22 protein-coding genes are annotated in these 20865 nt (G+C 68.9%); 10 read left to right on the top strand and 12 right to left on the bottom strand.

Going from position 1 to position 20865, the window contains the following annotated elements; genetic code table 11:
• The first annotated feature begins 8 nt into the window (after window positions 1-8).
• Window positions 9-479, top strand: a complete 471-nt coding sequence (locus HNR07_RS22030; RefSeq protein ID WP_184366634.1) for an NUDIX hydrolase — start codon at window positions 9-11, stop codon at window positions 477-479.
• A gap of 203 nt (window positions 480-682) precedes the next feature.
• A complete protein-coding gene (thrS, locus tag HNR07_RS22025; protein WP_246420441.1) occupies window positions 683-1927 on the top strand; it encodes a threonine--tRNA ligase in 1245 nt (414 codons plus the stop codon).
• Window positions 1928-2011: 84 nt separating this feature from the next.
• Here thrS and HNR07_RS22020 read toward each other — a convergent pair whose 3' ends face one another.
• Window positions 2012-2272 carry a DUF6504 family protein gene (locus HNR07_RS22020; protein ID WP_184366633.1) on the bottom strand — a complete coding sequence of 87 codons (261 nt, stop codon included), beginning with the start codon at window positions 2270-2272 and terminating at the stop codon, window positions 2012-2014.
• 33 nt (window positions 2273-2305) lie between these two features.
• Window positions 2306-2518 (bottom strand): winged helix-turn-helix transcriptional regulator, encoded by a 213-nt coding sequence (locus HNR07_RS22015; RefSeq protein WP_246421144.1) that lies wholly within the window; start codon window positions 2516-2518, stop codon window positions 2306-2308.
• On the opposite strand from HNR07_RS22015, the gene HNR07_RS36160 reads away from it, so the two are divergent.
• Window positions 2438-2686 carry a hypothetical protein gene (locus HNR07_RS36160; RefSeq protein WP_376769936.1) on the top strand — a complete coding sequence of 83 codons (249 nt, stop codon included), beginning with the start codon at window positions 2438-2440 and terminating at the stop codon, window positions 2684-2686. The two genes, HNR07_RS22015 and HNR07_RS36160, sit on opposite strands and share 81 nt — an antisense overlap.
• A gap of 20 nt (window positions 2687-2706) precedes the next feature.
• On the opposite strand, the gene HNR07_RS22005 is transcribed toward HNR07_RS36160, so the two are convergent.
• The 3 genes from HNR07_RS22005 to HNR07_RS35655 form a co-directional block, all read right to left on the bottom strand.
• On the bottom strand, window positions 2707-3651 hold the full coding sequence (locus HNR07_RS22005; RefSeq protein ID WP_246420438.1) for a M48 family metallopeptidase: 945 nt from the start codon (window positions 3649-3651) through the stop codon (window positions 2707-2709).
• Between the two features lie 106 nt (window positions 3652-3757).
• Window positions 3758-4468 (bottom strand): DivIVA domain-containing protein, encoded by a 711-nt coding sequence (locus HNR07_RS22000; RefSeq protein ID WP_184366632.1) that lies wholly within the window; start codon window positions 4466-4468, stop codon window positions 3758-3760.
• Between the two features lie 31 nt (window positions 4469-4499).
• Window positions 4500-4631 (bottom strand): hypothetical protein, encoded by a 132-nt coding sequence (locus HNR07_RS35655; RefSeq protein ID WP_281387131.1) that lies wholly within the window; start codon window positions 4629-4631, stop codon window positions 4500-4502.
• A 689-nt stretch (window positions 4632-5320) separates the two neighbouring features.
• Between HNR07_RS35655 and HNR07_RS21995 the strand changes: the two genes are divergently transcribed.
• On the top strand, window positions 5321-6616 hold the full coding sequence (locus HNR07_RS21995) for an ISAs1 family transposase (protein ID WP_221318720.1): 1296 nt from the start codon (window positions 5321-5323) through the stop codon (window positions 6614-6616).
• 143 nt (window positions 6617-6759) lie between these two features.
• Here the strand turns inward: HNR07_RS21995 and HNR07_RS35650 are convergent, their stop codons facing one another.
• Window positions 6760-6894, bottom strand: a complete 135-nt coding sequence (locus tag HNR07_RS35650; protein ID WP_281387130.1) for a hypothetical protein — start codon at window positions 6892-6894, stop codon at window positions 6760-6762.
• On the opposite strand from HNR07_RS35650, the gene HNR07_RS21990 reads away from it, so the two are divergent.
• On the top strand, window positions 6887-7867 hold the full coding sequence (locus tag HNR07_RS21990) for an LPXTG cell wall anchor domain-containing protein (protein ID WP_246420435.1): 981 nt from the start codon (window positions 6887-6889) through the stop codon (window positions 7865-7867). The genes HNR07_RS35650 and HNR07_RS21990 overlap by 8 nt on opposite strands.
• 108 nt (window positions 7868-7975) lie before the next feature.
• Here the strand turns inward: HNR07_RS21990 and HNR07_RS21985 are convergent, their stop codons facing one another.
• Window positions 7976-8866 (bottom strand): N-acetylmuramoyl-L-alanine amidase, encoded by an 891-nt coding sequence (locus tag HNR07_RS21985; protein ID WP_184366631.1) that lies wholly within the window; start codon window positions 8864-8866, stop codon window positions 7976-7978.
• 567 nt (window positions 8867-9433) lie between these two features.
• Here HNR07_RS21985 and HNR07_RS21980 point away from each other — a divergent pair.
• The 3 genes from HNR07_RS21980 to HNR07_RS21970 all read left to right on the top strand — a co-directional run bounded on the left by HNR07_RS21980 (window position 9434) and on the right by HNR07_RS21970 (window position 13834).
• Window positions 9434-10777 carry an LPXTG cell wall anchor domain-containing protein gene (locus tag HNR07_RS21980; protein WP_184366630.1) on the top strand — a complete coding sequence of 448 codons (1344 nt, stop codon included), beginning with the start codon at window positions 9434-9436 and terminating at the stop codon, window positions 10775-10777.
• A gap of 318 nt (window positions 10778-11095) precedes the next feature.
• Complete coding sequence (locus HNR07_RS21975; RefSeq protein WP_184372460.1) at window positions 11096-12271, top strand: IS30 family transposase; 1176 nt, start codon at window positions 11096-11098, stop codon at window positions 12269-12271.
• 333 nt (window positions 12272-12604) lie between these two features.
• Window positions 12605-13834: a hypothetical protein gene (locus HNR07_RS21970; RefSeq protein WP_184366629.1), complete on the top strand. Its 1230-nt coding sequence runs from the start codon at window positions 12605-12607 to the stop codon at window positions 13832-13834.
• A gap of 291 nt (window positions 13835-14125) precedes the next feature.
• Here HNR07_RS21970 and bldC read toward each other — a convergent pair whose 3' ends face one another.
• Together bldC and HNR07_RS21960 are read right to left on the bottom strand one after the other, a co-directional pair.
• Entirely contained in the window at window positions 14126-14329 is a 204-nt protein-coding gene (gene bldC / locus HNR07_RS21965; protein ID WP_013155387.1) for a developmental transcriptional regulator BldC, read from the bottom strand.
• Between the two features lie 707 nt (window positions 14330-15036).
• Window positions 15037-15870: a hypothetical protein gene (locus tag HNR07_RS21960; RefSeq protein WP_184366628.1), complete on the bottom strand. Its 834-nt coding sequence runs from the start codon at window positions 15868-15870 to the stop codon at window positions 15037-15039.
• A 253-nt stretch (window positions 15871-16123) separates the two neighbouring features.
• Here HNR07_RS21960 and HNR07_RS21955 point away from each other — a divergent pair, with 253 nt between their 5' ends.
• The gene (locus HNR07_RS21955) at window positions 16124-16351 is read left to right on the top strand and encodes a DUF3073 domain-containing protein (protein ID WP_017581391.1); all 228 of its coding nucleotides are present in this window, start codon (window positions 16124-16126) and stop codon (window positions 16349-16351) included.
• Between the two features lie 174 nt (window positions 16352-16525).
• Here HNR07_RS21955 and purM read toward each other — a convergent pair whose 3' ends face one another.
• The 3 genes from purM to HNR07_RS21940 all read right to left on the bottom strand — a co-directional run bounded on the left by purM (window position 16526) and on the right by HNR07_RS21940 (window position 19781).
• Window positions 16526-17590, bottom strand: coding sequence for a phosphoribosylformylglycinamidine cyclo-ligase (purM, locus tag HNR07_RS21950; protein WP_184366627.1), 1065 nt, complete (start codon window positions 17588-17590; stop codon window positions 16526-16528).
• Window positions 17591-17739: 149 nt separating this feature from the next.
• Window positions 17740-19236, bottom strand: coding sequence for an amidophosphoribosyltransferase (purF, locus tag HNR07_RS21945; RefSeq protein ID WP_184366626.1), 1497 nt, complete (start codon window positions 19234-19236; stop codon window positions 17740-17742).
• A 92-nt stretch (window positions 19237-19328) separates the two neighbouring features.
• The gene (locus HNR07_RS21940; protein WP_184366625.1) at window positions 19329-19781 is read right to left on the bottom strand and encodes a sterol carrier family protein; all 453 of its coding nucleotides are present in this window, start codon (window positions 19779-19781) and stop codon (window positions 19329-19331) included.
• 459 nt (window positions 19782-20240) lie between these two features.
• Between HNR07_RS21940 and HNR07_RS21935 the strand changes: the two genes are divergently transcribed.
• Window positions 20241-20858 carry a DUF47 domain-containing protein gene (locus HNR07_RS21935; protein WP_184366624.1) on the top strand — a complete coding sequence of 206 codons (618 nt, stop codon included), beginning with the start codon at window positions 20241-20243 and terminating at the stop codon, window positions 20856-20858.
• Window positions 20859-20865: the final 7 nt, after the last annotated feature.

Below are 20865 nucleotides of genomic sequence, written 5' to 3'. Positions count from 1 at the left end.
TCGGTGCCATGCCCGTTCCCGACTTCCTCACGAAGCTGCGCAAGCACGTCGGCCACGACCTCCTCCCCCTGGTGGGGGTGACCGCCGTGGTGCTCGACGACGAAGGCCGGGTGCTGCTGCACCAGCGCTCCGACGACGGCCGCTGGGCCACCCCCGGCGGCATCCTCGAACCGGGGGAGCAGCCCGCCCAGGCGGTGGTCCGCGAGGTGCGGGAGGAGACCGGGGTGGAGATCGAGGTGGAGCGCCTGGCCACCGTCATCGGCCAGGAACCGCACACCTACCCCAACGGCGACCAGGTGCAGTTCCTCGATCTGGCCTTCCGCTGCCGCCCGGTCGGCGGCCGGATCCGGATCGACGAAGACGAGAGCCTGGACGTGGCCTGGTTCGCCCCGGACGAGCTGCCCCGGATGGCCGAGCGCATCCTCGAACGCATCCGCTGGGCCCGCGAACCCGGGGGCGTGCCCTACTTCGAGCGCTGACCCCGCCGGGGCGCAAAACCCTGGATCGGCGGCCCGACCGCTGCTACCGTGGCCCCCATGCAGCGCGCCGCAGTCGCAGTCACGACGACGCCGGAGAACCCCCCGGCGCGCTGAACCGTGTTTTCGACCAGGCCCCGGGGCGAGTGCCCCGGGGCCTTCGTCTTGCGGTCACTCGCCCTTCGCCGCATCCGTGGAGGAATGAGATGACCGCGATGACCGCCAGACACGACCACCGGGCGCTCGGCCGCGAGCTGGAGCTGTTTGACACCGACCCGCTGATCGGCTCCGGGCTGCCCTACTGGCTTCCCGCTGGGGCCGCCGTACGCCACGCCCTGGAGGAGTACGTTCGCACCGTCGAGCGCCGTGCGGGGTACCGGCACGTGTACTCGCCGGTGCTGGGCAAACGGGAGCTGTACGAGCTCTCGGGGCACTGGTCCCACTACCGGGACGACATGTACCCGCCGATGGACCCGGGCGGCGAGGACGAGGGTGAGGAGCTAGTCCTGCGGCCGAGCTTGTGCCCGCACCACGCGTTGATCTTCCGCTCCCGCGCGCACAGTCACCGCGAACTCCCGCTGCGCATGGCCGAACTGGGTGGCATGTACCGCTCTGAGCGGTCCGGCTCCCTGGGCGGGCTGGGCCGGGTCCGTGCGATCCAGCTCAACGACGCCCACGTCTTCTGCACCCCCGACCAGGTCGCCGACGAGGCGGGTGCGGCCCTGGACCTGATCCGGCGGGCGCACGCCGCGATGGGCATCGTCGCAACCCGGTACCGGCTGTCCCTGCCCGGCCCCGGTGGCAAGTACGTGGACGCGCCGGAGGCCTGGCGGCGCGCCACCGCACTGCTCACCGAGGCCCTGGACCGCTCGGGGCTGCCCTACGAGCGGGCCGAGGACGAGGCGGCCTTCTACGGGCCCAAGGTCGACGTGCAGTTCACCGACGCTGGCGGACGGGAGTTCACCCTTTCCACCGTCCAGGTGGACTTCCACCAGCCCGAGCGGTTCGACCTCACCTACGTGGGGGCCGACAGCGCCAAACACCGGCCGGTGATGGTGCACCGGAGTGTGATCGGCAGCGTGGAACGGGCGATGGCCCACCTGATCGAGGTGCACGGCGGCGCGTTCCCCGCCTGGCTGGCACCTGTACAGGTCGCGGTGCTCCCGGTCTCCGCCGATCAGTTCTCCGACGCGGCTGCGCTGGTGGAGCGGTGCGAGGGACTGGGGCTGCGCGCCGAACTGAGCGATCCGGACCGGGGCAGTCTCGGCGCCCGGATCCGGTCCGCGCGCCTGGTGCCGTACCAGGCGGTCATCGGTGCGAAGGAGGCCGTCGGGGAAGCGGCGGCCGTGCGCCTGCGGGATGGCCGCCGCCTGGACCCGATTCCCGCGCGCACCTTCGCGGAGCGGGTTCTGGGTCTGGTTCGCGCGCACTCCACCGAGCTCTGGGCCTGACGAAAGGAGTGCCCGCCGGGTCCTGCCCGGCGGGCACCCACTGTGGTTCGGCTCGGTCAGCCCCGCTGCGCCGACTTCACAGCGTCAGCTCCACTGGCGCCGCATGGTCCAGCGGTCCGAGGCGGTGTCGCGCGAGATGTCGATGATGCTGGGCTGACCCGACTCGGACTCGGCCGAGACGCGGAGCAGGTGGATCTGCGTGGCCGGGACGCCCGGAGCCTCGGGGCGGGCGGGCCAGTCACCGATGATCCTGCGGACCCGGAAGGTATGGCCTCGCCAGGTGAACTGGGCGGGGTTTCCACGGTCGGTGGAACGGACCTCGATCTGTTCGTTCAGAAGACTCACTCCCACAGTTTATCGAACACGTGTTCGAATCAGTCAAGTCTTCCGGGGAGTGGCGCGGGTCGCGGTCCCAAACTCCTGGCCGGTCCGGGCGTCGTGGGCCGAGCGGTTGGCCAGGACCTGGTCCATGTGCTCTTCGGCCCAGCCTTTCAGGCCGCCCATCAACTGGTGGAGCGACAGGCCGAGATCGGTGAGTTCGTGGGAGACCGTGGCGGTCGCGGTGCGGGTGAGGAGACCGTCCCGCTCCAGGGACCGCAGATGTCGGTCGCCCTCGCGTGGCTGCTGCGCCGGTCCCCGAACATCCTGCTGATCCCCGGGGCCTCATCGGTCGCGCACCTGCGCGAGAACGCCGTGGGCGCAGGACTCCCACTGCCCGGCGGGGACCTCGACGGACTGGAGAAGATCGGGCGGGGATGAGCCGGTCCGGGGCCGGGTGATCAGAGGAACACCCGGCCCCGGCGGGTGCGGTCGCGCAGGGCGGCCATCCTCCGGGTGCTGCTCGGACGCCGCGAGAGCAGGTGGTACAGGAGCAGGGAGCCCCCCCGGTCGGTACGCGCCCGGGCGGCCATCTCGCCCATGTTCACCCGCGTGTACAGGTTCGGCCCCCCGGCGAACAGCCGGACCGCGTGGGCTCCCTCGGGCAGGTGGGCGTGGGCGTGGTTGTCGGCGGTGTACTCGGCGGCGCGCGAGAGCGCCGCGCCCAGCCCCGGGACCAGTTCGGCGCCGATGGTGGCCACCCGGCGCCAGTAGCCGGTGTGCCCGGCGGCGACGTGGCCGATCTGGTGGGCGATGAGGAAGGCCAGGGCGTTCGGGTCGCGCAGTCGGCCGCCGCCGTCGAACAGCGCGTCGGGCAGCACCAGGTAGCGCCGCAACCCGTGCGCGGCCGCGTCGGCGCGCGCCGAGACCGGGCCCAGCCGCACGTACGCCTCCGGGGCCCGGGCCAGGCCCATCTCCGCCGAGAGCGACACCACCATCCGGTAGGCCTCGGGGAACTGGGTGGGGGAGATCCGGACCGACTCCGCACGCTCGCGGGCGTACCGCAGACCGCGCACCGTCCAGCAGGTCAGAGGCGCCGTGAACAGTGCCAGCGCGGTCCACGGCACCGACCCCGACACCGACCCCGACACCGACCACACGAGCCTCAGCGCCATCGCGAGCAACCCCACTGACACCGCCACGCACAGCGCGAGCAGCGGTTTCTCCCAGGGGTGCGCGGCCGCCGGGACGACCTCCTCGTCGGTGTCCACCGAGCACAGTTCACGCGCGTGTCCGTGTAGTGAGGGCTGCGGGGTGGACCACCGCTCGGGCGCCGAGTCGCAGCCGGGAACTCCGTAGACCGCGCAGGCCGGAGAGTGCTCTCCTTGCGGCGTCACGTGTGGCATGCTGCTCCCCTCAGGCCGCCCGCGGCTCGGGATGACTACTCCCTGTGCCCAAATATTACTTTCCGCTTTCCTTGGTGCGGGGCGGCGGAGGCGGCGTGTTTCGGGGTCACCGGCGTTCGTGGTGGCGGAACTCCTCGGCGAGCTCGTCCAGGAACTGGTCGACCTGGGCCGGGTCGTACCCCGGGCGGGCCCGGGTGGTGGCGAACTGGACCCGCTCCACGTCCTCGGAGGAGAGGGTGGCCCGGTCCGGTCGGCCCTGGAGGAGCACCTCCAGCGTGTGCTCGGCGCGGTCCAGGAACTCGTCGACCTCCTGCTCGTTGTAGCCGGTGGTCAGCCTGGTGGTGGCGAAGCGCTTATCCCTGATGTCCTGCGGGGCCATCCGCGGCCCGGGCGAGGACATCGGCGCGGAGGGCGCGTTCGGCGGCAGGTCCGGTCCGCGCTGCCCTGGGCGGGCCGGACCCTGGCCGGGGTGGGCCTGCTGGGGGCCGCTCCGGCCAGGGTGCGGAGGCAGGGGAGGCGGCGGCGCGGGCTGGCCCAGGCCGCGTCCGGCGAGGTCGGCGACGACGAGGTCGAGGAAGTCGTCCACTTCGTCCTCGCGGTACCCGGGGCTCATCCGGGTGGTGCGGAACCGGGAGTTGCGGACCTCGTCCGCGGTGAGCAGCGGTCCCTTGCGCGGCCCGCCCTCCAGCGCCACCAGGGTCGCCTCGATGCGGTCGAGGAGCGCGTCGACGTCCTCCTCGTTGTAGCCCGGGCGCAGGCGCACCGTGTGGAACTTCTTGTTGCGGATGTCCGCCGGTGTCAGAGGCATAGTCCCCATTGTGCAGTTCACGAGGTTCGTAGGGGCGGGATCACGAGCCCGTGTGCGGCACGGCGGCGATTCGGGCGGTTGCGGCGCCGGTGAGAGCGGCGGTACGGCGGCGGTCGCGGCTGTGCGGGAGGGTGCCGAACCCGGGGGCAGGGAGACAGACGGGGGAACTCATGGTTCGCATTATGCCGATGCTGAGTGGCGTACGCCATGCCGGCCGGTAGTTTTGGCCGGGTGTGGACGTGGACCGGCGTAGTCCAGTGGCCCCTCCAGGCGAAGGAGTTCCTTGTAGGACGCCTCAGTCCAAGATTGGTTTACCGGAATCAAAAAGAATTACCGGAATTGTCGGGAGTCGTTACTCAGGGCATTCAAGAGTCCATCGTGATGTTTTTGATATCCGAATTTGGTGGGTATTGGTTCCGGGTTGTCTGTATTCTCCAGTCAGAGAACGGAAAGCAACTCGGCCGGTTCTTCCGGCCCTTGCCCCCTGCGGGCCGAAACCATGCAGGCTCTCTGTTTTTGCAGGTCAGTGGCTTCTGAGTGCCCTGACCCTCCCCCATTCGACCCTGGTACGCGACTCCGTGCTCCGGCACTGGAAGCCGCGGCCGGACCTGGCCCAGAGCATACGTGGGCCCGGACGATCCATACGAGGATTGAGCTTGAAGAACTCTCCCCGAATCTCGGCGCGTCGCGTGTTCCAGGGCCAGGGCCCCGGAGTTCTCGCGGTTTGTCGGGGAAGTAACGAACGCCGGATCTACACCGCCTGTGAGGACATAACCGGGTTCTGACATGCAAAAACGGGCACGGGCCTGAAGGATCATGGAGTTGTCGAGACACCACTATCCGCAAGGCTCCGCACCCGCTGTGTCATCATCTCGCTCCCAAGGCGTTCTCACAACCGATCCCGCCGAACCGCTCACCCCGGACCTGATGGACCACCTGGCCACCATCGACGACCCCCGCCACCCACGCGGCCGCCGCTACCCCCTGACCGCCTTGCTCGCCCTGAGCGTGTGCGCTCTGACCACCACCGGCCACAACACCACCACAGCCATCACCGAATGGGCTCACAACGCACCCCCACCCATCCTCCTGCGCCTGGGGCTTCCCGTCTGCCCTTTCACAGGGCGGATTCACATCCCCGACGAGCGCACCCTGCGCGAGGTGCTCGCCCGCCTGGACCCCGCCCAACTCGCCCGGGCCGGCCTGGCCACCCTGGACACCCGCACCGGCCCACCACCCACACCCCACAGTGCGGCCCGCACCCCCGGCGGGGCACCCGAACGCGAACACCGCCGGTCCCACCGCACCCGCCAATGCCAGATGCCACCCCCACGGCTACGCCACACCGCCTACGCCGTGGACGGCAAGACCCAGCGCGGCGCCCGACCGCGCAAGGGCCGCGCTTCGATCTCGATGTCCTTGCACGCCGCCCGCCACCACGACGCCGCCGTGGCCGCCTGCACCCAGCTGGGCAACAAGAAGGGTGAGACCAGCGCCTTCACCGCCCTGCTCGACCAACTCCACGACACCGAGCTCCTGGGCGCGATCATCACCGCCGATGCCCTGCACACCGTGGCCGACCACGCCACCTACCTCCTTGAGCGCGGCGCCCACTACCTGATCTATGTCAAGGGCAACCGGCCCAGGCTGCACTCCCAGCTGTCCACTCTGCCCTGGTCACAGATACCGGTGGCCCACAGTCAGGGCCCCACCCACGCCCACGGACGCGAAGAACACCGGTCGGTGAAGGTCACCGCCGTGACGGGCCTGGCCTTTCCCGGGGCCCGACAGGTGGTGCGCATCGAGCGCCACCGCCGCGAGCACGGCAAGGCCCAGGGCAGCCGCGAGGTGGTCTTCGCCGTCACCGACCTGGACGCCCACCAGGTCTCGCCCGCGGAACTGGCGGCCCACGCTCGCGGTCATTGGACGGTGGAGAACCGGGTGCACTACGTGCGGGACGTGACCTTCAACGAAGACGCCCGGCGCACCCGCACCGGGGCGGCCCCGGTCGTGTTGGGTTGCTTGACCGACATCGTCCGCCAGGCGCTGAGCGCCGCGGGGTGGAAGAACACACAGTCCGGGCGCAGAGCCCACACAGGCAAGGACAAAGTCCTCGACCTACACGGCATCAGACGAACTCGGCCTGTATGGATCTAAACCGCGAGAACTCCGGGGCCCTGGTTCCAGGGCGGTGCCGCCTTCGCCGCCTTCGGCGCCCTCACTCTGGCCGCCGCCTCGCCCGCGCACGCCGACACCTACGGCTGGGCCTACGCCAACGCTCTGGGTGGTGGTGACGGCGCCTACACCTTCATCACACAGGAGCAGTCGGAGTCCGCTCCGTTCTCCGGCAGCATCGGCAACTGGCTGACCGTCGAGGGCACCACCACCGCCACCGTGGACTCCAGCGGCGCCACCGGTACCGCCGTCGTGGACACCGCCCGCATCGTCATCACCGAGGCCGACCTCCCCGGCATCCTCAACCCCGAAGAGGAGGAGGACGAGGAGGAGATCGAGGAAGAGGACGACGACACCGCTGAGGACGGTGACGACGACACCGAGGAAGAGGGCGTCACCGAGGAAGAGGACGACGTCACCGGGGACGGTGACGACGACGGCGCGGGCAGCGACCAGGGCGTGCCCGGTAGCGACGACGCGGGCAACGGAGACTCCAGCGGCCCGTCCGACGCTCCCACGGACGCACCCACGGACGCACCGACGCAGGCCCCGGCCGAGGAGCCCACCGGGGCTCCCTCCGACTCAGCTGAGGACGCCGGGGGCGAGGTCGACGCGACCACCTCCGCCGAGGTCATCGAGCTCGACGAGGAGAACTCCGAGCTGGCCGACAACGGCAGCGACGTCCTCCTGGAGGCCACTGTCCACGGTGCCAGTGTCTCCACCAGCCAAACTTGGGGTGGTGCGGTCAGCCACAACTTCAACGGCGGAACGCGTGGACAGTCCGTCCTCAGCGCCGATGTCGACGGTGAAGAGATCGTGCTGGAGGTCGACCTTCAGCCTGCCTCGGCTGTCTACGAGTCCAAGGACTCCGGGTTCGTGTGGAACGACGCGGCCACCGACCTGTACATCACCTTCAGCGTCGCGGACGAGATCGTCGCTGGTCACCTGATCGCTGAGAGCCGCGCGGGCATCACCACCGGTGTGATCGACGACGGTGGTGACAACGGTGGTGACGGCGGCGACAGCAAGAACCCGCCGCAGAAGGAGCGCGACAAGGACCCGAGCCCCAAGACCGAGGCCAAGGACGCCGAGCCGCTCGCACAGACCGGTTCGCCGCTGGTCGGTCTGATCGCCGCGGGTGCCGCGATCACCGCTGGCGGTGGCGCCGCCGCCTACCTGGCGCGTCGCAAGAAGAACAACAGCGAAGAGGCCGCTGAGACCAACGAGAACTAGTCGTTCGGTCGCACGGGGCGCTGTGAGGCGCTGACCGCCGTGCAGGCGAGCGGGCCCGGGGCGAGTTCCCCGGGCCCGCTTCCGTGTGTTCGACGTCTGGGAGACGCCCTAGTTGCGCAGGAGGTAGGTGGCCACCCCGCGGGCGATGGAGTCCGCGGCCCGCTCACGCCACTCGGGGTCCTCCATGAGCTCGGCGTCCTCGGGGTTGCGCATGTTCCCGGCCTCCAGGAACACCTTCGGCACCGTGGACAGGTTCAACCCGCCCAGGTCCGTGCGCTCGTCCAGGCCGTCCTCGGCGAGATAGTCGGCGTAGGGGATGTCGCTGCCCTCGAGGTACTCGCGGCGGATGTCCTCGGCCAGCAGCGCGGAGGGCTCCACGATCTCCTCGGTGAGATCGGGGACCTCCCCGGGGGTGATGACGTGGAAACCGCGGCCGGACTCGGGGCCGCCGTCGGCGTGGATGGACAGGGCGGCGTCCGCCTCGTTCTCGTTGCCGATCTCGGCGCGCTCGTCGATGCAGGGCCCCACGCCTTCGTTGTCCTCCCGGGTGAGGATCACCGTTGCGCCGTCGGCCTCCAGCCGTTCCTGGACGAGCAGGGACAGCTCCCAGTTGAACTCGTGCTCGGCGTAGCCGTTGGCGCTCTCGGCGCCGACGGTGTCGCAGGCCTTCTCACCGTGTCCGGCGGGAACCAGGGAGTTGATCTCGCTCGGGGCGGCGGCGTTGCCGCCGTTGTGGCCGGGGTCGATGACCACGACCCGGTCGCCGAGCGGGCCGTCGCCGGGCGGGGCGGCCTCGTCGTCGCCGGAGGTCTCACCGTCCTCCCCTGACGTGTTGGAGCCGTCCTCGGGCCCGGGCAGCGGCGGCGCCGCCGTGGGATCGGTGCCGGGGCCGTCGCCGACCGGTGACGAACAGGCCGCTGTCCACAGGACGGCGAGTGAGAGCAGGGCCAGGGCGCGGGTGTTGCGGCTCCGGAGCCCTGCCGTTGCGGAGTCGGGCATGCCCCACAACTTAGCCGCTGACTGCGACTCGGACTTACCGCTCCGGATCCGTGTGAAGGGTGCACGGGCGATGTCCGGAAGCGGACAAGGGGTTCTGTTGTCTTCAGGAGAAGGGCTCAGAAGGTGGTGGCGCCAATCACAGGAACCTTTGCGGGGGAAAGGCATCTATCAAAGACGCATGATCATGATCGAGGTTTACTTGCAAAGAGAAAAAAGACTTCCGTTGCCCTCTTGGTGGAATGCGCAGTCATGGGGTGTGTCGTGATCTCTTTGTGATCCCGATTCGGTGATTTGATCTTTGTTGGGATGTAGTCTCCCAACTGGGAATGAGAAGCAACCCCAACGGTTTGTCGGCCCCTTGTCCCCGGCTGGTCCAGGCTGTACATCTTCCCCTTTTTGCAGGTAGAGGGCTTCTCTGTGTCCTCTATATCGCAACCCCCATCCGACCCTGGTTCGTGACTCCGTGTTCCGAGATCTCCGTCCGTCTTTGTGTTCGGCGGTGGATCGCGTGACCAGGCCCGGTGCCCACATGTGTGGAACCGGGACCATCCGAATGAGGATTTGACCTTGAAGAACACCCCCAGATTCACGGCGCGCCGGGTTTTCCAGGGCAGCGCCGCCTTCGCTGCCTTCGGCGCGCTCAGCCTGGCCGCCGCGCTGCCTGCCTACGCCGACGGTGAGACCTACGGTTGGGCGGCCGCCTCGGCCGCGGGCGGACAGGACGCCCTGGAGTCCCACATCACCCAGGAACAGTCGGAGAGCGGCACCTTCGACGCCAGCATCGGATCCTGGCTGAACGTTTCCGGTACCACCAGCATTCAGGTGGACGAGAACGGTGCGCAGGCCAGCGCGGCCATCGAGAACGGCCGGATCGTTCTCACCGAGGGCGACCTCGAGGATGTCCTCAGTGTCGAGGTCGGCGAGGGTGATGACGGCGACGACACCGACGACACCGACGACGATGATGACGAGTCCGGTGACGAGTCCGGGGACGATGAGTCCGGTGACGACGGTGAGGGTGACGGCACCGGCGGCGGGGACGATGAGTCCGGTGACGACGGTGAGGGTGACGGCACCGGCGGCGGGGACGATGAGTCCGGTGACGACGGTGAGGGTGACGGCACCGGCGGCGGGGACGATGAGTCCGGTGACGACGGTGAGGGTGACGGCACCGGCGGCGGGGACGATGAGTCCGGTGACGACGGCGAGGGTGACGGCACCGACGGCGGGGACGACGAGTCCGGTGACGACACCGACGGTGAAGGCGGTGCTGACGAAGAGGATCTCCAGGAGAGCGCTTCCAGCGTCATCGAGCTGGACGAGAGCAACACCGTTCTCACCGACGGCGGGGACACCGTCGTCTTCGACGACACCTTCACCGGCAGTGTGACCACCACCCAGTCCTGGGACGGCGATGTCACGCACGAGTCCACCCCCGAGATCGGTAACTCGGCGCACCTGGGCCGGTTCAAGACCGACGTCGACGGTGAGGACGTGACCGTCGACGTCGTCCTGGCCGCCTTCGGCGGTGAAGAGCAGAACGTCGACTCCGGTTACGAGTGGGACGACGCCTACACGTTCCTGACACTCAACTTCGCAGTCGACGGCGAGTATGTCTCCGGCTTCCCGGTCGCGGAGAGCATGGCCGGTATCACCACGGGCGTGCACGACGATGGCCAGGGCGGCGACGGTGGCGGTGGCGGGGATGACAGGACCCCGCCGAAGCGCGACGAGAACAACGTCCCGAAGCCGGACCCGAAGGAGGCCGACCTGGCGCAGACCGGTACTCCCGTGCTCGGTCTGATCGCCGCCGGTACCGCGATCGCCGCCGGCGGTGGCGCTGCTGCCTACCTGGCGCGTCGGAAGAAGAACAGCAACAACGAGGAGTTCAACGAGACCGACCAGAGCTAGTCGGTAGCCGGTAGACACCGGCCGGCGTTCAGCCGCTCGTTCGCGGGGCCCCGGGGAACTCTTGGGTTCTAGCGGTGGTCGCAACACCCTGACTTTCAGGAGGTTGCGACCACCGTGTCGTTTTCGAAGCAGGAACTGGCCCGCCTGCGGGCGAGGTTCCTGGAACTGATGGCAGAGGTCGGTAACGTCACAGAGGCCGCACGCCGTCTCGGAGTGAACAGGAACACCGCGTTCTCCTGGGCCAGGAAGGCCGGGCTGGGCTCCAAACGGCTCCCGCACCCAGGGAAGGCACAGTTCCACCGGCTGCGCTCACAGGGACTGTCCCGGCGAGAGGCCGCGCAGCAGGTAGGGGTGAACGAGCGCACCGCCCGGGACTGGGACCACGGGGTCTGCAAGTCCGGCAACTCCAGGCTCTACCCCGACGGCCGCCGTGTGGACTACTCCACCGGACAGACCACCATGGAGTCCATGGCCAGTCCCGCACCCACCGTAGCCGTGCTCGAAAAGCAGATCGATCCGCGTTTTTTGACCCTCGCGGACCGGGAGAAGATCGCTGACCTGGACCGGGCAGGGTGGAGCTTGCGGGCGATCGGCCGCGACCTGGGGCGCCCCGCCTCGACGATCAAGCGCGAGCTCGATCACCACCGGAACACGGACGGCTCCTACGGCGCTTATGCGGCCCAACGCGAGGCAACCGCCCGCAGGGCGCGTCCCAAACCCGCCAAGCTCGCCGCTCCAGGCCGGTTGCGCGACTACGTCGCCCAGGGGTTGGAGGAACAATGGTCACCGGAGCAGATCAGTCAACGGATTCGCACCGACCACCCCGACGACGAGGACATGCGCGTGAGCCACGAGACGATCTACCAGGCGCTCTACGTCCAAGCCCGCGGCGGACTCAAGCGCGAGGTCGCCGCCGCGCTGCGCACCGGCCGCATCCGACGCAAGCCCCGCCGCTCACCTGAACGACGGCAGAGCCGGTTCACCGATCCGATGGTGATGATCAGCGAGCGCCCCGCCGAGATCGAAGACCGTGCCGTCCCGGGGCACTGGGAAGGCGATTTGATCACGGGTGCGTACAACAAGTCCGCGATCATCACCCTGGTCGAGCGCTCCACCCGGTACGTGCTGCTGGGGCACCTGCCCGGGGAGCACACCGCCGAAGCCGTCGGGGGTGTGCTGAGCGAGCTGATCGGGTCGCTGCCCGAGCATCTGCGCGGATCGTTGACCTGGGACCAGGGCAGCGAGATGGCCTCGCACAAGGCGTTCAGCGTCGCTACGGGGGTGCCGGTGTTCTTCTGCGATCCGGCCTCCCCCTGGCAGCGCGGATCGAACGAGAACACGAACGGTCTGCTGCGCCAGTACTTCCCCAAGGGCACGGACTTGTCCGCTCATGGTCCGCTGGATCTGGAGCATGTCGCGCACAAACTCAACGGTCGGCCACGCAAGACGCTCGGCTGGGAAACCCCAGCCGAGCGTCTGGCTATGATCGTCTGATCAACGAGGTGTTGCGACGACCAGTTGAATCCGCCACTTCCCCGGGGCCCCGCTCGTGCTTCAGACGGGCCGCCTTACGGCTGCCACTCCGTCGTGGCAGGAACGGTTTCCGTTTTGTGACCAAGCGACTAGGCTCACCGTGTGGAACGCCCCATACACGGCACTCCACACCGAACCAGTGCCTCGCCCGGGTGGGGAGGGCCACGAGCCCCACCCGCTCCGGAACACCGCTTCCGGCCAGCCAGGTCGGCCAGAACACCCCGCTCCGCCGTGTCAGTGACGGGACGGGACCAGCCCCAGAGCCGGGCATCCCCCAGATACAACAGGAGTGTTGTGGTGACTCCCGCCGAACTGTCCGCACGCCGCATCCTGGCGGGCGGCGCCCTCTTCGTTGCGCTCGGTGCGCTCGGTGTCGCGTCCGCGCTCCCCGCCTCGGCCGACCAGCTGGTCTGGTCCAACGCCCAGGCATGGGTCAGTGACGGGGACCTCGTCACGGGTTACTCCACCGCGGTCAGCTTCGGCGGGGATACCGAGGACGAGGCCGTGGCGGACCCGGTTTTCGGCCCCCTGGCCGAGTACGCCCGGGTCAAAGGTGAGAGCCGCACCCTGGTCAACAGCAAGGGGGCGCTCTCAGAAGCGGTGGTCGAACGAGCATCGGTCCGGATCGGCGTCGACGACCTGATCGGTCTGGGCATGATCGACGCCGCCAGCGAGGCCGCCGAGGGGGCTGAGGACCCGCCCACGGAGGAGCCCGAGGAACCCGAGGAGCCCGAAGAGAGCGACGGACCGGACGAGGCGAACGAGCCGAACCGGACCGAGGGGGAACAGGAGGGACCGCCTGAGGACGATGCTGGGGAACGGGAGTCCCAGTGGGCGGAGGAGCCCACTCCTAGCCCTCCTTTCCAGGATCCCTCGGAAAGCCCCAGCGCCTCGCCCGGTGACGAGGACGTCGTCATCCTGGGGGAGGGTGACTCCGAAACCGTCTCTACCGACGGCAACGCGGTCGAGTTCACCCTCACGGACGTGCGGACCAGCGCGGCCGCAGCCTATGACGGCTCGACCGAGGCGTCCTTCGAGTACGGGGAACTGACCGCCTTCGGCGAGCCCGTGGTGGGGTTCGACGGCGACCACCTGGCCGAGGACACTCTGGAGGTCCTCGATGATCAGGGCGATACGACGGTCGAGGTGCCGGTCAGCATCCGCTTCCTGGTCAACGAACACGACTTCGACGACGAGAACGAGGACTGGGAGGGCGAGGGGATCCGTTCCTCGCTCACCGTGTGGGTCCAGGTCGGCGATCCCGAACTCGGCTACGGTTTCTCCGTGGACTTCGCGGATTCCTGGGCGCTCGGCTCCACGCACGCCGCGGCGACCGCGCCGGGCAAGGGCGAGCGCGGGGAGGGCCAGCGGGAGACCGCGGCCCCGAGTACGCGCCTGGCCACCACGGGCAGCTCTGTCGTCGCGCTGGTCACGGCCGCCGTGGTCGCGGTCGGCGGCGGCGCCGCGGCGACCTTCCTGGCTCGCAAGCGCACCACCGCCATGGACGACCAGATCGAGGATTGACCAGCCCTGAAGAGCTGACCAGTCCTGGCGATGGAAAGGAAGACTGCGTGCGGAGCGCGTCGGTTGAGGGCGGTGGAGGGCGACGGAAAGGAAGACTGCGTGCGGAGCGCGTCGGTTGAGGGCGGTGGAGGGCGACGGAAAGGAAGACTGCGTGCGGAGCGCGTCGGTTGAGGGCGGTGGAGGGCGACGGGAGGGCGGGCCGCCCCGGTCTGGGTGGCCCGCCCTGGAAATCTCGTCAGTAGCCGGAGCTTGTCCGGCCGTTCCCCCCGGAATCGGCACAGACCGGGGAGATCACTCCGTACGCTGGCTGGGGATTCCGGCCAGCAGGGCGCGGACCTCAGTCTCGCGGTAGCGGCGATGGCCGCCCAAGGTGCGGATCGAGGTCAGCTTGCCCGCCTTGGCCCAGCGTGTCACGGTCTTGGGGTCCACACGGAACATGGTGGCAACCTCGGCGGGGGTCAACAGGGGCTCCGCCTCGGGCGTGCGAGTTGACATGTGTACGGCCTCTCCTCCTGGATCTGTGTGCCGATCCTTGAGCCTTATTCCTGGCACTTGGCCCGGATGTCCAATAGTCCCACTAGGTCCATATTGGCATCACCCGAGGTGATTACGCGACCACTCCAAGCAACTTTGCACGTGGGAGGCCATTGAAAGCCGCCCGTGGCCGCGTCACGCTAAGTGATTCTAGCGACACGTTTAGTGGCATGTGGCGTATTCGGTCAAAACTTCGTTCTCGGGCCTCGTTTTTCTCGATCCGGAGGGCCCGAAGTGCTACGGCGGGACTGGCCGAAACCCGGAGTGCGGGTCTGGGGGAGGAGGGCGCAAGCCCTGGTCAGTCGCCATGTGGAGAGAGGTGGGACGTGGTGGCGCGCTGGGTGCGGGTCCGTTGCGACGGGTGGCTCGGGCCACGCGCATCCTCGGCGTGGCAGGGGTTTCCTGGTTACTCAGAGTGCAATCGGTGACCGGCTCGCTACAGTGTACGACGATCCGTATCGGGCGTTATGCCCAGTTTCACGATGCTTGATGTCGCACCCCGGATCGGTGGGGGCGTGCACCGTCGTCACGTGCGAAAAGACGGTTTCGTGTAGACGAGAAACCTGGTGTACCAGGTTCGCCCGCGGCGTGGCGCGGCCCTGTTTCGACCGTTGGATGACAACACCTGGTGGGTGTGTGTCCATGAAACCCTGGGTGTCTCGTGGCTGTCAGTTGGCGTGCTCAAGGGCGCGCACAGACCTCCACCGGCGGACGAGCCTCTTGCGGAGCTCCGTCATGCGGGTGCTGTCGCCCTCGGCGAGCGCCTCCACCGCCTCGGCCACCTCGGCCACCGAGTGGTCCTCACTCAGATGGTCGTCGCTCAGCAGGTGCGGCAGGCCCCCGTAGTCCAGTTCGAGGAGGGAGTCGGGATGCGCGGCCGTGTCCAGCCAGTCCACGAGCCGCTCGGTCGAGGCCGACACCGCGTGCTCCCCGATGCGCTCGCGCAGCACCGCCACGGTGTGTTCGAGGCGTCGCTGGGCCTGCGCGGTCCTGGTCAGGTACAGCAGGGTCCTAGTGGAGCCGGTCGACAGGACAAGGCAGCGCTCCTGGGGTTCGAACGGGATGAACCACGGGACGGGGATCGTCCAGTTGCTCGACAGGATGCCCGGCTCCGTCCGGGCTCCGGATCCGCGCCACTGCCGGTAGCCGGTCTCGGCCCGCTCGGCCTCCCTCGCGGGGACGAACGCCTCCACCAGCGACTGCGGCGTGGCGGCCGAGAACTCGTCGAAGGCGCGCCAGGAGCGCAGGCGGGTCTCCCACGGGCAGACGTACAGCTGTTCGTTCACCCGGCGCAGGTAGGCGTCCCCGCTCTCCTCTGCGGGGGCGATCACCGGCGGGGTGCTGATCGCTCTGCCCAGGCTCTGGGCGTGCTCGGCGGCCAGGGCGTTCACCCGTTTGGGGCGATCCTCGGACTCCGCGTACCCATTCCAGTACCTAAGGTCACGAGGCGAGAACGCCGTGATCGGCTGGTAGACGCGGAGATAGGCGGTGTAGGGCAGCACGATCGCATCGTGGCACAGATCGTTCCGTCAGGCACTCACCGTGAGAAGTCCCAGGCAGGAAGGGGTTCCACGGGCGCGCCGCATCCGTCACACCCGGGTGGCGTAGGCACGGTGGGGTCCGACCAGGTACGGTTGTATGTGTACGTAAGCTGGCGCCTGTCGTCAGTCGCGTTTGACGGCCGTCAGCCTGGTAGTGCGGGTTAGTAAGTGATCTGGGGTTCGTCGGAACCCAATCGTTGAGGGGGTCGAGCCAATGGGGCGCGGCCGAGCCAAGGCCAAGCAGCAGAAGGTCGCCCGGAAGCTCAAGTACAGCTCCGGTGGGACCGACCTTGAGCGGCTGCGGTCGGAGCTGGGTGTCGCTGAGGACGAGGGGTCTCCCTCCGGGCCGTCGGGTCCGGACGATTCCTACACGGAACCTCAGGATGACCTGGTCGACCGCTACGCGGATCTTGCCGACAAGTACTCGGAGTCCGACAAGTAGTCGTCGGACCCGGCCGAGTCTTTCGGGTCGCTCGGACAACAACCGCTGACCTGTAGCGGTTACGGCTCCCCACCGGGGGTCGTCGCGGACAGGTGGATATAGCCGGTGCGAACCACTCAGGTGGTTCGCACCGGCTATGTTCGCGTCCCTTCCGGACACGGATCCACCGCCGCCTCACGCGTTGCGGTACTCGCCGTCCAACACGGCCTGACCGGAACCGTCCTTCACCACGCCCAGGCACCATGCCTGGAGCCCGCGGTCGGCGAGCACGCCCAGCGCGCGCTCGGCGTCGTCCGCGGCCACGATCGCCACCATGCCCACGCCCATGTTGAACGTGGCCTCCATGTCCTCGCGGCTGATCCCGCCCTTCTCGGCCAGGTAGCCGAAGACCGGCAGCGGAGCCCAGGTGGAGCGGTCCAGCTCGGCGTCCAGCCCCTCCGGCAGCGACCGGGACAGGTTCGCGGCCAGCCCGCCTCCGGTGATGTGCGAGTAGGCGTGTACCTCGACCTCGGCGGTGAGCGCCACACAGTCCTTGGCGTACACCCGGGTGGGTGTGAGCAGCACCTCGCCCAGCACCCCGCCCAGCTCCGGGACCTCCGCGAACAGGTCCAGGTCAGCCCGGTCCACGATGTGCCGGACCAGAGAGTAGCCGTTGGAGTGCGGACCGGAGGCCTCCATCGCGATGACGACGTCACCCGCGCGTACCCGGTCCGGGCCCAGGATGGCGTCACCCTCGACCACGCCCGTGCCGGCCCCGGCCAGGTCGTACTCCTCGGGGGCCATCGCGCCCGGGTGCTCGGCGGTCTCGCCGCCGATGAGCGCGCAGCCTGCCTGGTGGCAGCCCTCGGCGATGCCGCCGACGATCTCCGCCACCCGTTCGGGCACCACGGCGCCGGTCGCGATGTAGTCGGTCATGAAGAGGGGCTCGGCACCGCTGACCACCAGGTCGTCGACGACCATTCCGACCAGGTCGATCCCGATGGTGTCGTGCTTGTCCATCTGCTGGGCGAGCATGACCTTGGTGCCCACGCCGTCCGTGGAGGTGGCCAGTACCGGGTCCTTGTACTTGGCGGTGTCCAGGCGGAACAGACCGGCGAAGCCGCTGGCGTCGGTGACCTGCTCCGGGCGGCGGGTCCGCGCGACGTGACGCTTCATCAGGTCGACGGCGCGCTCACCGGCGGCGATGTCGACGCCCGCGGCCGCGTACGCGCCCGTCGCCCCTGTGCTGTCGGCTGCCACGCGAGTTCTCCTCGTGTTAGATGTGCTGTGAGAGTCCGCGGATGCGGAAACCGGCGGCCCTGCTCCAGGGCACACCGGGGATCCGACAGGGAAGGGTCCGGGAAGGGGCCTGCCGGACGCGGCGGACGGAAGGCCGCCCGCCGCGACGGTTACTTGTGGCTGGTTGCCAGCGTGGAACCCTCAGGGGTGCCGCAGGCCTTCTCCAGCAGGTACTTGCCCTGGGAGTCGGCGTCGACCTCCAACGGATACACCCCGTCGAAGCAGGCGCGGCACAGCTCGTTCTTGGGCTGCTCGGAGGCGGCGATGAGCTCCTCCAGGTCCACGTACGCCAGCGAGTCCGCGTTGACCGACTCGGCGATCTCGTCCGTCGACAGGTTCGCGGCGATGAGCTCGGCGCGGGTCGCGAAGTCGATGCCGTAGTAGCAGGGCCACAGCACGGGCGGGCTGGAGATGCGGACGTGCACCTCGGCGGCGCCCGCGTCGCGGAGCATGCGCACCAGCGCGCGTTGGGTGTTGCCGCGCACGATCGAGTCGTCCACGACCACCAGGCGACGGCCCTCGATGACCTCGCGCAGCGGGTTCAGCTTGAGCCGGATGCCCAGCTGGCGCAGGGTCTGGCTGGGCTGGATGAAGGTGCGCCCCACGTAGGAGTTCTTCACCAGGCCCTGGGCGAACGGGATACCGCTGGCCTCGGCGTAACCCACCGCGGCGGGTGTGCCGGACTCGGGCACCGGGATCACCAGGTCGGCCTCGACCGGGTGTTCCCTGGCCAGACGGCGGCCGACCTCCACGCGGGTGGAGTTCACGTTGCGCCCGTTGATGGTGGTGTCCGGGCGCGCCAGGTAGACGTACTCGAACAGGCAGCCTTTGCGGGTGGTCGGCGCGAACCGGCGGGAGCGGACCCCGTCACCGTCGATCACCAGGAGTTCACCCGGCTCGATCTCGCGGACGCCCTTGGCCCCCACGATGTCCAGGGCGGCGGTCTCACTGGCGACCACCCAGCCCCCGGAACCGGAGGTCTCGCCCAGACGGCCGAGCACGAACGGGCGGATGCCCTGGGGGTCGCGTGCGGCGTAGAGGGTGTTCTCGTCCATGAAGACCAGGGAGAACGCACCGCGGACCTTGGGGAGGAGCTCCACTGCCGCGTCCTCGAGGGACTGGCCCTGGTGGGCCCGGTCCGCGAGGAGGTTGGTGAGGACCTCGGTGTCCGTGGTGGCACCGCGGCGCTGGTCGGGCAGCATCGCGGCCAGTTCGGGCGTGTTGATCAGGTTGCCGTTGTGGCCGAGGGCCAGACCCCCCTCACGCGCGGTGTAGAAGGTCGGCTGGGCGTTCTCCCACACCGGTGAGCCGGTGGTGGAGTAACGGCAATGACCGATCGCGAGGTGGCCTCCCAGGGAGTCGAGCGTCGCCTCGTTGAAGACCTGGGATACGAGTCCCATGTCCTTGTAGACGACGATCCGCTCCCCATCGCTTGTGGCGATGCCCGCGGATTCCTGACCGCGGTGCTGGAGCGCGTAGAGACCGAAGTAGGTGAGCTTGCTGACTTCTTCGCCGGGTGCCCAGACCCCGAAAACGCCGCAGGCGTCCTGCGGGCCGCGTTCGAGCGGATCGAGGTCCATGGAGAGCCGGCCGTCGGAGTACGACACAGTCACAGCTTAGCCGCTGGCCGATAGCGGGGTGCCACTCGGGGTCGAAGAGGCCCCTGCTCCGGTTGCCGGCCGGGCCGCTCGCCGGGCGGTCAGCCGCGCTCCACGCCCGGCCACAGGGGCAGGTGCCCGGACAGGTCGGAGCGCACCCCGCTCGCCCGCACGCTGTGCTCCCCGACCGCGCCCTCCCAGTCGCGCTGGCCTGCGGCCAACCGCAGCCAGGTGAGGGGGTCGGTCTCCACGACCCCGGGCGGGGTACCGCGGGTGTGCGTGGTCCCCTCGATCACCTGGACCGCGCCGTAGGGCGGCACCCGGACCTCCAGACTGCGCCCGGGCGCCCGGGCGGCCAGGACCGCCAGGCTGCACCGCACGGCGGCCTTCAGAGCGGGGCGCAGGGGCTCGTCCGCGCGCAGGACCGCGTGTACGGAGGCGGCCACGGCCTCCTCGTCGGTACCGGTGAAGGCGGGTTCGCCCAGGGCGGAGAGCTGTTCGTCCAGAGCGGTGCGCAGCCGCCGCACGGCGCTCGGGGTCAGAGCTGAAGGCATGCAGGAGATCCTAGGGGCGGGGTCTGCGCTGGAGGCGTCGTTTGAGGGTGGTGGAGGGTGACGGTTGGGCGTGTGGGAGGGCAGGTGAACTGCGGGGATACTTGCCATTGCAGAAAGATGGCCCGAAGGTGGACATCGGAGGATGCGGATGGAACTGTCCACCGCTCTCCGATCGATTGGGTGATTCCTGTCTCAGCGCTCCGCTGGCCAGGGAGAGCGGGAGACGGTAGCGTCCCGAACCGTCCCGGTGTCGTCCGAGATTGGGAGGATTGCGAAGGGACCCGTGCACATGGCGTTCCACGCGTCGACACAGACAGATGAACGAGGGGTGACCGCACCCGGATCCGCCTCCCCCGCACGGGGCCGGGGCGTGGACGCCCCGCACTGTCGCGCTGAAGTAGCTGATCAGCGCCCTTAACATCCACCAAGGAAGACCACCGCACCATCGGGAGATACGACGTGCGCCTGCGCTTGCGCCCGCGTGATGACAGCTACTACGAGATGTTCACCGATTCGGCGAACAACCTGGTCATCGGGGCCCGCCTGCTGGTGGAGCTGATGAGTGACGGGGCCGACCGGGAAGCCATCACCGAGAAGATGCGTGCCTGCGAGCACGCCGGTGACGACGCTACCCACGCGATCATGCGCCGACTCAACAAGAGCTCGGCTCCCCCGCTGCACCGCGAGGACATCTACCGCCTCGCCTCCAACCTCGACGACGTCATGGACTCCATGGAGGCCGCCGTCGACCTGATCAACCTGTACGGGCTGGAGCGGCTGCCCAAGGGCATCATCGACCAGATCGAGGTGCTCGAAAGAGCGGCCGAGCTGACCGCCGAAGCCATGCCGCGGCTGCGGTCCATGAAGTACCTCACCCGCTACTGGATCGAGATCAACCAACTGGAGAACCAGGCCGACCGCATTTACCGCAAGCTGCTCGCGAAGCTGTTCAGCGGCGAGTACGACGCGCTGACCGTGCTCAAGCTCAAGGACGTCATCGAGGAGCTGGAAACCGCCGCCGACGCCTTCGAGCACGTCGCCAACACGGTGGAGACCATCGTCGTCAAGAACAGCTGAGAGCTCC

This window comes from Nocardiopsis metallicus, assembly GCF_014201115.1.
In the GTDB taxonomy this organism is placed as follows: Bacteria; Actinomycetota; Actinomycetes; order Streptosporangiales; family Streptosporangiaceae; genus Nocardiopsis; species Nocardiopsis metallicus.
This window is presented reverse-complemented; position numbering and strand designations above follow the sequence as displayed.

What these genes read in the sequence shown, in the direction of transcription:
- HNR07_RS22030 (WP_184366634.1), top strand. Translation starts at nt 9, where the DNA reads ATGCCCGTTCCCGACTTCCTCACGAAGCTGCGCAAGCACGTCGGCCAC.
- thrS (WP_246420441.1), top strand. Translation starts at nt 683, where the DNA reads ATGACCGCGATGACCGCCAGACACGACCACCGGGCGCTCGGCCGCGAG.
- HNR07_RS22005 (WP_246420438.1), bottom strand. Translation starts at nt 3,651, where the DNA reads ATGCCACACGTGACGCCGCAAGGAGAGCACTCTCCGGCCTGCGCGGTC.
- HNR07_RS22000 (WP_184366632.1), bottom strand. Translation starts at nt 4,468, where the DNA reads ATGGGGACTATGCCTCTGACACCGGCGGACATCCGCAACAAGAAGTTC.
- HNR07_RS35655 (WP_281387131.1), bottom strand. Translation starts at nt 4,631, where the DNA reads ATGAGTTCCCCCGTCTGTCTCCCTGCCCCCGGGTTCGGCACCCTCCCG.
- HNR07_RS21985 (WP_184366631.1), bottom strand. Translation starts at nt 8,866, where the DNA reads ATGCCCGACTCCGCAACGGCAGGGCTCCGGAGCCGCAACACCCGCGCC.
- bldC (WP_013155387.1), bottom strand. Translation starts at nt 14,329, where the DNA reads ATGTCAACTCGCACGCCCGAGGCGGAGCCCCTGTTGACCCCCGCCGAG.
- HNR07_RS21955 (WP_017581391.1), top strand. Translation starts at nt 16,124, where the DNA reads ATGGGGCGCGGCCGAGCCAAGGCCAAGCAGCAGAAGGTCGCCCGGAAG.
- HNR07_RS21940 (WP_184366625.1), bottom strand. Translation starts at nt 19,781, where the DNA reads ATGCCTTCAGCTCTGACCCCGAGCGCCGTGCGGCGGCTGCGCACCGCT.